Here is a 12,558-nt window from a genome sequence, read left to right on the forward strand (position 1 = left end):
GGTTTGGCTTCAGTAAAAAAATCTCTTGCCATTCAAGAGGGTATGGTCACTGCATTAAACTCTATTGACAAAACCATTCAAAAAACAACTACATCACTTATGGTTTTTCAAAAATTATCTGCCATGTCCTTAAACATTTCAGAGTTTGAAAAAATGGGTAGGAAATTAAATATCATTGATGATGACTACAAAGACATATGGAAAACGGCTGCAGAGGTTGAGAAGAAGCAGAAGGATATGAGTGCAGCTACCCAAGATAATGAGAAAAAGCTAAAAAAGCTAAAGGACGCTTGGAAAACCTTTATAGGCGGTCTGGATAAGATGGGAATTGATCATAATCCGCTGGATATTTTGACAAGAGCAGATAATATAAATACTTCTGGCAATATCATACAGGCTCAAACCGGAATGAAGGGCCAGGATCTTGAACTTGCGAAAGAAAGCACCAAAAGTCTATTTGCTGATAATATGAGCAAAAGCCCTCAGGAGGCGGCACAAAGTCTGTCAGCTGTAAACCAGTTAACGGGGCTGACAGGTGATGGCCTGGAGTCAGTTACCCGGGCAGGTCTGCTTTTACAGGACACCTTTGGTTATGGTCTGACAGACAGCATTAAATCAGCAGGAACACTGCAACAGCAATTTGGTCTTCAGGGAGCAGAAGCATTTGATTTAATCATACAGGCGACTCAGGCAGGGCTTAATAAAAATGGAGATTTGCTGGAAACCATAAATGCCAGCAGTGACAAATTTAAGTCTCTTGGAATTGGCGGGCAGGAAATGTTTAATATGCTGGTAAACGGGGCACAAAACGGAAATGTTTCCATCAGTTCATTAGGCAATGCTGTCAACGAATTTTCAAAGAAGGCTGTAGGTGGAGGAAAAGATGCATCTGAAGGATTTGCTGCTCTGGGTCTCGATGCCGGAAAAATGAAAGATTCATTCAGCAGTGGAGGAGAAGCCGCCAAGCAGGCATTTCTGGAAACGGTAAACGCTCTAAATACAATGGATGATCCGGTGAGTAAAAATATTGCTGGAACTAAATTATTTGGGGATTCATGGGGAGAATTAGGGCAGCAAGGCTTAGCCGCATTGTCTGAGCTAAATGGATCGGTCAGCTTATCATCTCAACACTTAGAAGAATTAAATCAGCTAAAGTTTGGCAGCGCAAGCAGTGCGATATCTTCACTTGCTAATACGATAAATACAGGCCTGGCTGGACCTATGACTGGGGCAGTCACATTTGTTACGAATATAATTAATGACTTTACAACAGGTCTACAAGGAAAAGTGGATGAAATCAACGGAATATTTGGCATGTTAGGACTTGGTATCGGGATTGTAGGAGGTTTTATCTCTGACAATTGGGCAATCATTGAACCAATTATTTTGGGTATTATTGCTGCATTAACTGCGTTGCAAATATATGAATTGGCTGGTGCTGCTGTAAAGCTGATTTTTGCGACTGCAACAGGAATACTAACGGCAGCGCAAACGGCTTTAAATGCTGTATTTTTGGCTTCACCAATCGGTCTCATTATTATAGCTGTGATAGCTTTAGTTGCTGCTTTTTATTCAGCTATAGCAATGGTTAATAAGTTTACAGGAACCTCTTTAAGTGCAACGGGACTAATCTGCGGATTTTTTGGTGCAGTAGGAGCCGTTATTCAAAATATTTTTAGTTTTATTGGTATTGTTGTTTTTACATCTATAGTTACTCTTTTACATTTGTTTGATAAATTTGCTAATTTTTTAAGTAACTTATTCACTAATCCAATTGGTACTGTTATACACTTATTTTTTACGATGACTGACACTATCCTAGGCGCACTTCAACAAGTTGCTAAAACCCTAGATTCAATCTTTGGTACTAAATTTGAATCCTTAATTATAACGGGAAAAGAAAAGCTTTCTATTTTGCAGAAAAATATTGAAGATAAGCTAGGGGATAAAAAATATGATGAGAATAAGGTTGAAAAAAGATTTGAAAATTTAGATGTTAAAACTGCGATGGATCTTTATGGTTTTAAACCCGAATTTAAGGACGTGAGAGAGTCAATTATGCAAAGCTATAAATCCGGCGATGATTTTTCGAACAACCCCTTCGAGAAAATGGGAAATATTTTTAATGGGGAGAATAACCCACTTAACCCCAACAATTTTGGAGGTGATTTAGGCGAAGACAATCAACCTGATACATCAGCGCTATTAAACAACCTAAACAACAACGCAACTGGCGGAGCTTCCGGATACCAGGATATTGCAAAAAATACCGGAGATACCGCAATGAACACAGCGGCCATGTCAAACTCTCTGGATTCCATGGATGAAGAATTAAAATACATGAGAGATGTGGCAGAGCAGGAAGTGATCAACCGATTTACCCTTGCTGATCTAAAACTGGATATTAACAATAATAACACAATCCGAAGCGTTGCAGATGCAGATATGGTCTCCAACATGTTAAAAGATTCAACATCCGAAGCACTGTTTGCCTTTGCGGAAGGAGTGATTGGATAATGGCTTATGAGGTATACATAGATGACATGCGGCTCCCATTACCACCAGAGAAAATCCCTGTAAAATACAGTGGCCAGAACAAAACAGCCAACTTAATAAATGGGGAAGAGATCAATCTTTTAAAGCCCTCCGGACTGGCAGAAATCAGTATCGATGTGACCATTCCTCAAATGGATTATCCATCAGCTGTGTGGGACGGAAGTATTGAAAATGCGGAAGATTTTCTTAGCAAGCTGGATGCCTTAAAGAAGGGAAAAAAACCTTTTGAATTTACCGTTGTCCGAGAAGACTTTGGCGGAGACAGCCTGTTTGATACAAGCCTTGATGTGACTCTGGAAGACTATAAGGTGTCAGATGATGTCAGCCAGGGGCTTGATCTTCTTGTATCCATTTCTCTGAAAGAATACAGGCACTACGGAACCTACATCATGAACTTTGTTCTGGTGGATAAGGAAGAAGCTGAGGCAGAACAAGCAGAAGGCGAGCGTGAGGGAGAAGCACCGAAAGAAAAAAGCTATACCGTAGTAAAAGGCGATTGTCTTTGGTCCATTGCTAAAAAACAGCTTGGTAATGGCAGCAGATGGCCGGAAATTCATCAGCTGAACAAAGATAAAATAAAGAATCCGAATCTGATTTATCCAGGGCAGATTCTTGCACTGCCATAAAAGGGAGGGGAAAAGTGGAAGCTCATTTATATATTCAAAATGGCAAGACCGTTTACGAACCAGTCGTCCAGGGAAGTATCACCTGGGAAACACAGCGCAGCGGTCAGCCAGGAAAATGTACGTTTACGCTGATCCCTGACAACATCCTGAACATTGAGGAGGGCAATGCCCTCCGACTGGATGTGGATGGGACTCCAGTCTTCTTTGGTTTTATATTTGAACGAAGCTGGAACAGCAACGGCCAGGTAAAGGTTACAGCCTATGACCAGCTGAGGTATTTAAAAAATAAGGACAGCTACAATTACGTTGATTTAACCGCTGGTGACTTAATTAAAATGATAGCCGGAGATTATAACCTGAATGTTGGAGAGTTAGAAGACACCGGTGAGAAGCTTACCAGAAATGAAAAAGACAAAAGCTTATTTGACATTATTAAAAACAATCTGGATCTTACTATGATAAAGAAGAAAAAGATATTTGTATTTTACGACGATGCAGGAAAGCTTGCTTTAAAGGATGTAGAGAACATGAAGTTAAATGTGGTCATTGATAACAAAACAGCTCTTGACTATGACTATAAGATCAGCATTGACAGCAACACTTACAATCAGATCAAGCTATATCGCGACGATAAGAATACACAGAAACGAGAGGTTTTTCTAACAAAGAGTACAGAAAACATAAATAGATGGGGCATTTTGCAAAAGGATGAATCCATTGATGAAGGGGCTGATGGCCAGTCCATTGCAGAGAATTATTTAAATCTGTATAACCGTCCTTCCAGAAGTCTGTCTATCAAGGATGCCTTTGGAGATATCAGGGTACGTGCAGGCTGCATTCTTCCTGTTATCATGGATACCAATGACATTGAGCTTAAAAATTTTCTGCTGGTAGAAACAGTGACCCACAAGATTGATACGGGAACTCATACCATGGATTTAACGTTGAGAGGAGCAAATATTTATGGCTGATGTTGAGTGGATTGATAATATAAAAAGAATCGTAATTCAGGCGATAGAAGCCGGAGATCCTTGTGATGTCATTCCTGGTACCGTAGTCAGTGAATCACCAGTTGAAATACGAATCAGTGAGAAGATCGTTTTGTTCCCCTCTCAGATCCTAATTCCAGACCAATTAAAAGACCACAACAGAATGATGAATATTCCCGGGGTAGGGGAAGTTACGGTTTTAGTAAAAGGTGAAATAAAAGCAGGAAAAAAAGTGCTTCTTCTTCAAAAACGGGGTGGACAGCAGTATGTAGTCATAGGCACTTGGTAAGAAAGGAGGAATTTGATGCTTCCCACGACAGGTGATATTTTACAGAAGAATCTAAAAATTGTACAGAAACCATCAAAAACATTTAAGTTGGATGTGGAAAATAAAAGAATCATTGATATGGTAGATGGCTTGGAAGCAGTGAAACAATCCGTATATTGTATTTTGAATACGGAGCGGTTTGAATGGCTCATCTACAGTTGGAATTATGGTTCAGAATTAAAGGACCTATTTGGAAAGTCATCGGGGCTTGTTAAGGCTAAAATTAAAAAGCGAATACGGGAAGCCTTAATTCAAGATGACAGGATTTCCGATGTGGATTCCTTTTTCTTTGATATAAATGAGCGTAAGCTCCATGTAACATTTACCGTACATACCCAATGGGGGGAAATTGAGGCAGAGAAAGAGGTGAGTATTTAATGTATGAAGACATGACTTATGAAGTCATTATAAAGCGAATGCTGGACCGTGTTCCCAAAGGTCTTGATAAAAGAGAAGGATCTCTCATCTATACAGCACTTTCCGCTGCGGCTGCAGAAATGCAGGTTATGTACATAGAGTTTGATACTATTTTAAAAGAAACATTTGCCCAGACTGCTTCCAGAGAAAACTTAATCCGCAGGGCAGCAGAACGGGGAATGGAGCCAAGACCTGCAACAAAAGCGGTGATAAAGGCAAAAGCAACACCCTCTGAGGTTACTATTTTATCAGGGCAGCGTTTCCGGTTGGGTATTTATTATTATACCGTCACTAAAATTGTTGGAGATGGAGTGTTTCATCTAGAAAGTGAAACAGCAGGAGAGGCAGGTAATAGGGGGTCAGGCCGTTTGATTCCTATCGAGAGTATTACTGGACTTACCTCAATGGAAGTTACTGATCTGCTGATTCCGGGAGAAAATGAAGAGGATACAGATGCATTTCGTGCTATTTATATGAGCTCCTTTAGTGAAAAGACATTTAGTGGAAATCGAAAGGATTATCTAATCAAAACAAATGGAATTCCTGGAGTAGGGGCCACAAAGATTACAAGGGCATGGAATGGCCCATCTACAGTTAAGCTGACTATTCTGGATTCTAATTATAATAAGGCATCAGACCTGCTTATTCAGATGGTACAGGAAACCATAGATCCCTCTGGCACCGGAAAGGGAGATGGCCTTGCTCCCATCGATCACGTTGTCACGGTAGACACAGCAGAAGAAGTAAAAGTGCAGATAGCTTGTACTCTGGAATATGAAGAAGGTTATGAGGCTGAGACACTGAAATCTATGATAAAAAATGCAGCGGAAGCCTACTTAAAAGAATTGAGGGCGTCCTGGGAAGGTCTTGGAGAGCGTGGATGTATTGTAAGAATTTCTCAAATGGAAGCCAGGATTCTTGCGTTGGAAGGAATCTACGATATAAAAAATACTCTTATAAATGGAGCAGCAGAAAATCTGGAATTAAATGAATATCAGATTCCAGTGTATGGGGGTGCTGAAATTGATTCGAGAAGTTGATTTACTGTCCTATATTCCTGATTTTCTAAAGGAATACGAAGAAATGAGAGTCATTCAGGAAGTCCTGCAGACGGAAATCCAGCACATGGAAAATGAAACAGAGGCGCTGTTTGACAATCAGTTTATCATGAGCTCCGATTTAGGAAACATCCGCCGATATGAGCAAATGCTGCGTTTACAGGCCTCCTCCAGAGATACGCTGGCAGACCGTAGATTTAAGGTTCTTTCCAAATGGAACCGGATTATTCCTTATACAAAGGTGACATTAAGGCAGAGGCTTGCTGTGTTATGCGGGGAAGACGGATATACACTGGAGATTGACCCGGAAAAGAAAATCATCGTGAGGGTAGCCTTAAAGAGTAAACGGAATCTAAATGAGGTGAAACGTATGCTGGAGGAATTTGTACCTTGTAACATGGTAATTGATTTAGATCTTCTTTATAATCAGCATCATTTACTTAACGAGTACACACACAAACAATTAGGAGCCTGGACTCACAGGCATATAAGAAATGAGGTGCTTATCAGTGGCAAATAAAACCAACAATTATAAGCTTCCTAAGCCGGAGGTTGATGATTTTTACGATATATCAGAGTATAACAAGACCATGGATATGTTAGATGATTCACTGACGGAAATGGATGAAAAGAAGCTGGATAAGAATGGGGATGCTTCGGAGGCGGTAACGGAATTTGAACAGGAGATTTTAAGGGAAAATATTGAGTCTGGGGAGACACTGTCATCTACTTTTGGGAAGGTGAAGAAATGGTTTTCAGAGATGAAAGATGTTGCATTTTCAGGCCATGCGAAAGATGTCGCGACAGATGCGGCACATCGGTTTGTTAGTGATGCGGAGAAGAGTAGTTGGAATGGGAAGGTTGGGGCTTCTGGTGGGGATATTTCAGAGACCGTTATTGGGACCTTGGAATCCATTGATTCAAAATATCCGGTGCCGGCTTATGGAGAGACGGCAAAGGTTTTCATGGGTAAGGTTAAGAAATTTATAAATGATACAAAGCCACTTAATGCCGAAATGTTTGTGGAAGTGGCTAACTCAGGCAGTGATACTACTGGAGATGGTACATTAAGCAAGCCCTATAGAACTATACAATATGCTCTCAATACAATTCCAAAAGACCTCAATGGATACAGAGTTACCATTAGGGTGGGGGATGGAACATATAATGAGGAGGTGCATTTATCAGGGTACAAGAGTGGTTCAATAATAATACGTAGGAGTGGACCTATTATATTGAACGCTATTTGTAATATTCAAAGTATATATGTATCGGATTGCCATTCGGTATCAATACAAGGGATCAATCTTACATCGACTGGGCGTGATTGTGTGATGTTCTATAAATGTGATTACGCTGAGGCAATCTCATGTAAATCCATAGAAAATGGTTCAGGGTACACCTCATACACATTTGACAATGTGAATAATGGTAAAATTGTAGGGTGTATGTCAAAGAATTATGATATATGTCTAAAGATTACGGGATCTAATGTATTTTCCAATAGCTGGGATCAATATGCATTGGGTAATAACTTTGGGATCATAGTCAAGGACGGTGGTACACTGGTTAAGGGTGAGGGGTATCAGCCACCCGGACAGATTCAAGATGAATTTATTCAGTCAACCGCTGGGATTATACTGAATCGGTTTGGTGCCAGTATTGGTACATTGTTAAGTGATTTATCATTGTATGTCTCACCTACTGGATCAGATATTACTGGTGTAGGTACGAAACAGAGACCATTTAAGACAATCCAACGTGCTGTAAATTCTTTACCTAAAGATTTAGGAGGATTTATGGCATCTATTGTCATATCAGATGGCACTTACGTAGAAGATGTATTAGTATCGAACTTCTATAATGGATATGTAATTATACAAAGAAATATAAGTAATCAAGTTATAAATAACCTATGTAATGTTAGAAGTGTACGAGTTAAATATTGTACTGCAATGGTTGACATACAGGGTATGAACATTACAGCGGGTAACATTGAAGGAGTTTCTATCAGTTTTTCTAGCTTAGTTACTATTTTCAGATGTCAATCCATAGTTGATGATGGTTCGATTAATTCTGCGGCGTTTAAATTCGAATATTGTACTAAAGGTAGAGTGGTTCAGTGCCATACACAGAATAAAAATACAGCAATAATTGCAAGAAATACTGAGGTGTTGTCTGATACTTGGGATAACTCATCTAGCACCAAAGGTACAGCTTTAATTAGTGTAGAGGCAGCAAGCATAATTACAACTGGAACCCAGCCTAGCAGTCCAAGTAAAAATACTGTTCAATATTCAGGTGGAAGTTTTGTAAAAGACAATGGTACACAAATATCAGGAATTATTTCTTCTGGATTATCTTGTACTTGGGGAATAATAACAGGCGGATATGTAAGGCATGGCAACTTGAATGGCGTAGCAATGGTCACAATCTGTACTAGGGTTATAACGACAGTTCAGCTAAGTGCATACACTAATTATGTCATTCATGGCTATCCCAAGCCTATGAATATAAATCATTGTGTATCCACCAATCTACCTTCTGCTACCAGAAATTGTTATTTGAGTACGGATAATGGTTCATTAGTCGTTCAAATGACAATGGCAGTTGTCGCATCAGATGTACTTGAGTTTAATTGTACTTACATAACAAATTCTTAAGAAGACATATTTTAAAAAATGAAAGAATTAAGGTAGGATATACTACCTATAGCATTGAAAACGGCAGTTGTATCCTAAATGGTTTAAGCGGATACCCCCCAAGGTTGCAATAATTATAGGATTAAAATAATTTTAGGATATACATAAAAACCTATTAGAAAATACCACTGTAATAAAATACGATGCAGACGAAGTGGAATAATATACACAGGACAATCTTGTGTATACTAGGTAGCTAATCTTTAACCCATCTTTCCGAATTGGTATTGAGTAAGTTCAGACTGGCCCAGACGAGAAGGGAAAACCAATTTACAAACGTGAGGAAGTTACGGATGCAATCCTTATAGCAGAGTAAAGAACTCCCAATTTACAAAATGATGTAAAAACGCAGAAGGAGTACAACAAAGGCTTAAAGGCTTAGGTTACGTACTAACGCTATCAGGAGTCGAAACGGAGGAAGGTCATGAGTATGCGTAATGAAAAAGTAAAGAACTATCATGATAGAAAAGACAGGCCATTAAACTGGGTGATTAATGCAGTGGGTAAATGGATCGCTGCGGAGGAGTACTGGGATATTACAGGGGAAGAATTCAAAAAGAAAGTTGAGGAATAAGCGTTTGAAAAACATAATATGCACAACAACAGGCCTAACAGGCAGCATCATAGCATCACTATTCGGAGGGTGGGACACAGGTATCGCAACACTAATCCTTTTCATGGGCATCGATTTTCTCTCCGGTTTAGCAGTCGCCGGAATATTTAAAAACAGCAGTAAAACAGAAACCGGCGCATTGGAATCGAGAGCTGGCTGGAAGGGGCTTTGCAGAAAAAGCATGACTCTGCTCTTTGTCCTGATCGCCCATCGTCTCGACCTATCCATCGGGACAAACTACATAAGAGATACCGTAGTCATTGGCTTTATGGCAAACGAATTAATATCCATCGTGGAAAATGCAGGCCTAATGGGTCTGCCGCTCCCAGCCGTATTATCCAAGGCTATCGATATCCTAAACCAGAAATCAGAACCATCAAAATAACATCGCTATTACCATCACTCTAGCCAGCCCACCCACCAATCCCCACCCGGGACATTCTACCTTGCCCTTTCATATCATAAAATGTAATAGATATAGAAAGGACAAGGTGAAGGGTATGGTAAAAAGCGAAGCAACGAAAGATATGTCGCGTCTGGAGCTCATAGGAATCCAGGAAAACCTGGAGGATGCCGATTACACAGAAATCAAACGTTTCCGGGAATCCTTTGACCCGGATGATATGGGTTTTTCAGGCAGAAGGGAAGGAATCTAATATGGAAATCCATCAATTGTTAACACCATATAACTATTCAAACGGCGAGATCAGCCGTATTAAATATATCGTAATCCATTATGTAGGAGCCCTTGGCGGAGCAGAAGCCAACTGTAAATACTATGCCTCACAATATATTGGAGCCAGCGCCCATTATTTTGTAGGCTTTAGCGGTGAAATCTGGCAGTCCGTAGAAGACAAAAACATTGCTTGGCATTGCGGTGCCAAAACCTACAAACACCCGGAATGCCGTAACAGCAATAGCCTGGGAATCGAGCTGTGTGTCAGAAACAAAGGCGTACAGTCAGATACCAGCCGCGATTGGTATTTTGAAGATGCAACGGTAAGAGAAGCTCAGAAGCTTACTAAAATGCTGATGGAAAAATACGGAGTCCAGGAAGATCATATTATTCGCCACTACGACGTCACCGGAAAAATCTGCCCCAATCCTTATGTATATAACCACACCAAACATACCTGGCAGGACTTTAAAAACAGTCTGGTAACAGCAGCTGAAATAAAGTCAGGCTGGGTAGAAGATGAAAACGGATGGAAATTCTATCTGGGAGATACAGGCAACCCTGTAAGAAACGACTGGTACAAAGACGGTGAAAAATGGTACTGGTTTGATGACGCAGGCTATATGGTAAAAGACACCTGGAAAACCGGTTCTGATGGAAAATGGTACTACCTGACCAGTGACGGGTCCATGGCAAAAGATCAGTGGGTCATTTGGAAAGATGAGCTATATCGGGCCACAGAAGACGGTAGTATGCTGGAAGGAACCATTTCCTTAAGTACTGATGACAAAGGTGCATTAAAAATAGAATCATGAATTGCAAAGATACGCAGATGTACTCTCGCATATAAATAATTCAAAAGATAATTCTAAAGAATAATTTATATTTCATGGATACGGTTATATAAAAAATGAGTATAACAATAAAAGATAATATAGATGATAAAAAATAAATTTCATCAACACTATATACAAAAGGCGGGAGTCTGATTTGGAATCACTCCCCCTGTCAAGTGAGCAGGGGGAGCAGATATCTAAAACAGCCCCGCCTATTTTAATTCCTCAATTAAATAGAATCAAAAAAAGAAAATAAACCACAACAAAAAATCCCACTCAGCGGGTTAGTCTGAATGGGATCACGTACTATTCTATAATTTAAGCCATTGCGTTAACAGCTTTAGAGATTCTGGATACTTTTCTGGAAGCGTTGTTCTTATGATAAACGCCTTTAGTTGTAGCCTTGTCGATCTCTGTGATAGCGCTGATTAAAGATGCCTGGGCAGCAGCCTTGTCACCGGCAATAATAGCAGCGTCTACCTTCTTAATAGATGTCTTCACTTTGGATCTGATCGCTTTGTTTCTTGCAGCCTTAGTCTCGTTAACTAAGATTCTTTTTTTTGCAGATTTAATGTTAGCCAATCTGTACACCTCCAATATACTGATATATGATTATTCTTTGTTTTGCATCAAAGTCTGGACACGGACAGTTCAATGTAAACATACCTTTGTATTCTAACGAATTTCGTCCCATATGTCAATACATAATTCCTGCTTTTTTGCAGAAAATACCCTATAAAAGCTGGAAAGGAGGAAAAAATGGAAAACACATTTGAAGTGCGCACAGACCTCGCGGTGGAGGAGAAGGAAAGCTTTCCTGGTGACGGCGGAGAAATATCCGGCGTTTCTTTGCGGGAATGGCACAGATCCGGCAGCCGAATTAAAATGACAGAGGTAAAAATTTTAGACAAAAAAGGCGAAAAAGCAATGGGAAAGCCCATTGGCACCTACATTACTCTGGAGGCAGACGAGCTCTCCATGAAAGATGAAGATTATCACAGGGAGGTGTCCGAGGAGCTGGCCTCTCAAATCGAACATCTTCTGGAGGGGAAAAAATACAGGAAACCAGATTTTCATGTCCTGGTAGCAGGACTTGGAAATTCTTCCGTAACACCAGATTCCTTAGGACCAAGAGTTCTTAATAATCTGCAGGTAACAAGACATTTGAAGGTCCAGTATGGTGATGAATTTCTAAAAGGAAGAAGCATGCCGATCATCAGCGGCATTGTACCAGGCGTTATGGCTCAAACGGGCATGGAAAGTGCTGAGATATTAAAAGGAATCATCAAAGAGACAAAACCCGATTTAATTATTGCCATTGATGCCCTGGCAGCCAGGAGCGTCAAACGCCTTGGAACCACCATACAGCTTACGGACACAGGCATTCATCCTGGCTCTGGAGTTGGTAATCACAGGCACAGCCTGACGAAAGACAGCCTTGGTATCCCAGTCATGGCAATCGGTGTTCCTACAGTCGTGGGAGCCGCAGCCATTGTTCACGATACCGTCTCCGCAATGATCGGAGCATTATCAGAAAGCATGGAAACAAAGGGCATGGGAGATTTTATAGGAAAGTTAAGCTCCGATGAACAATATAATCTCATTAAAGAGCTGCTGGAACCAGAATTTGGCCCACTTTATGTAACACCGCCTGACATTGATGAAACAGTCAAGGAACTGAGCTTTACCATTTCAGAAGGAATCCATCTGGCATTTTTGGGACAGGAAGATTCGTAGTAAAAGCCAGGCTTTCTGCA

The 12,558-nt window shown here is 40.3% G+C and carries 14 protein-coding genes; 13 read left to right on the forward strand and 1 reads right to left on the reverse strand.

Annotated features, from left to right (window positions below; translation table 11 throughout):
- Nucleotides 1–3 precede the first annotated feature (3 nt).
- The 12 genes from OW255_RS04825 to OW255_RS04880 all read left to right on the forward strand — a co-directional run bounded on the left by OW255_RS04825 (nt 4) and on the right by OW255_RS04880 (nt 10,780).
- Entirely contained in the window at nt 4–2,517 is a 2,514-nt protein-coding gene (locus tag OW255_RS04825) for a phage tail tape measure protein (protein WP_268115807.1), read from the forward strand.
- Nucleotides 2,517–3,182 (forward strand): LysM peptidoglycan-binding domain-containing protein, encoded by a 666-nt coding sequence (locus tag OW255_RS04830; RefSeq protein WP_268115808.1) that lies wholly within the window; start codon nt 2,517–2,519, stop codon nt 3,180–3,182. Before OW255_RS04825 ends, OW255_RS04830 begins: the two co-directional genes overlap by 1 nt.
- 14 nt (nt 3,183–3,196) lie before the next feature.
- A complete protein-coding gene (locus tag OW255_RS04835; protein ID WP_268115809.1) occupies nt 3,197–4,153 on the forward strand; it encodes an XkdQ/YqbQ family protein in 957 nt (318 codons plus the stop codon).
- The gene (locus OW255_RS04840; RefSeq protein ID WP_024837034.1) at nt 4,146–4,460 is read left to right on the forward strand and encodes a DUF2577 domain-containing protein; all 315 of its coding nucleotides are present in this window, start codon (nt 4,146–4,148) and stop codon (nt 4,458–4,460) included. The genes OW255_RS04835 and OW255_RS04840 overlap by 8 nt, the downstream gene beginning before the upstream one ends.
- A 15-nt stretch (nt 4,461–4,475) precedes the next feature.
- Nucleotides 4,476–4,877, forward strand: a complete 402-nt coding sequence (locus tag OW255_RS04845) for a DUF2634 domain-containing protein (protein ID WP_024837033.1) — start codon at nt 4,476–4,478, stop codon at nt 4,875–4,877.
- Nucleotides 4,877–5,956 (forward strand): baseplate J/gp47 family protein, encoded by a 1,080-nt coding sequence (locus tag OW255_RS04850; protein ID WP_268115810.1) that lies wholly within the window; start codon nt 4,877–4,879, stop codon nt 5,954–5,956. The genes OW255_RS04845 and OW255_RS04850 overlap by 1 nt, the downstream gene beginning before the upstream one ends.
- Nucleotides 5,940–6,494 carry a putative phage tail protein gene (locus OW255_RS04855; RefSeq protein WP_024837031.1) on the forward strand — a complete coding sequence of 185 codons (555 nt, stop codon included), beginning with the start codon at nt 5,940–5,942 and terminating at the stop codon, nt 6,492–6,494. Before OW255_RS04850 ends, OW255_RS04855 begins: the two co-directional genes overlap by 17 nt.
- The gene (locus OW255_RS04860; protein WP_268115812.1) at nt 6,484–8,637 is read left to right on the forward strand and encodes a hypothetical protein; all 2,154 of its coding nucleotides are present in this window, start codon (nt 6,484–6,486) and stop codon (nt 8,635–8,637) included. The genes OW255_RS04855 and OW255_RS04860 overlap by 11 nt, the downstream gene beginning before the upstream one ends.
- 463 nt (nt 8,638–9,100) lie before the next feature.
- Nucleotides 9,101–9,250, forward strand: a complete 150-nt coding sequence (locus tag OW255_RS04865; RefSeq protein ID WP_268115813.1) for an XkdX family protein — start codon at nt 9,101–9,103, stop codon at nt 9,248–9,250.
- Between the two features lie 4 nt (nt 9,251–9,254).
- Nucleotides 9,255–9,674 carry a phage holin family protein gene (locus OW255_RS04870; protein WP_268115814.1) on the forward strand — a complete coding sequence of 140 codons (420 nt, stop codon included), beginning with the start codon at nt 9,255–9,257 and terminating at the stop codon, nt 9,672–9,674.
- A gap of 142 nt (nt 9,675–9,816) precedes the next feature.
- Nucleotides 9,817–9,945 (forward strand): hypothetical protein, encoded by a 129-nt coding sequence (locus OW255_RS04875; protein ID WP_268115815.1) that lies wholly within the window; start codon nt 9,817–9,819, stop codon nt 9,943–9,945.
- A gap of 1 nt (nt 9,946) precedes the next feature.
- Nucleotides 9,947–10,780, forward strand: coding sequence for a peptidoglycan recognition protein family protein (locus OW255_RS04880; RefSeq protein WP_268115816.1), 834 nt, complete (start codon nt 9,947–9,949; stop codon nt 10,778–10,780).
- Between the two features lie 339 nt (nt 10,781–11,119).
- Here OW255_RS04880 and rpsT read toward each other — a convergent pair whose 3' ends face one another.
- Nucleotides 11,120–11,383 carry a 30S ribosomal protein S20 gene (rpsT, locus tag OW255_RS04885; protein WP_024837027.1) on the reverse strand — a complete coding sequence of 88 codons (264 nt, stop codon included), beginning with the start codon at nt 11,381–11,383 and terminating at the stop codon, nt 11,120–11,122.
- A 177-nt stretch (nt 11,384–11,560) separates the two neighbouring features.
- Here rpsT and gpr point away from each other — a divergent pair, with 177 nt between their 5' ends.
- Nucleotides 11,561–12,538 carry a GPR endopeptidase gene (gene gpr, locus OW255_RS04890; RefSeq protein ID WP_024837026.1) on the forward strand — a complete coding sequence of 326 codons (978 nt, stop codon included), beginning with the start codon at nt 11,561–11,563 and terminating at the stop codon, nt 12,536–12,538.
- The last annotated feature ends 20 nt before the right edge of the window (nt 12,539–12,558 follow it).

The sequence above is a fragment of the Lacrimispora xylanolytica genome, assembly GCF_026723765.1.
Classification (GTDB): Bacteria; Bacillota; Clostridia; order Lachnospirales; family Lachnospiraceae; genus Lacrimispora; species Lacrimispora xylanolytica.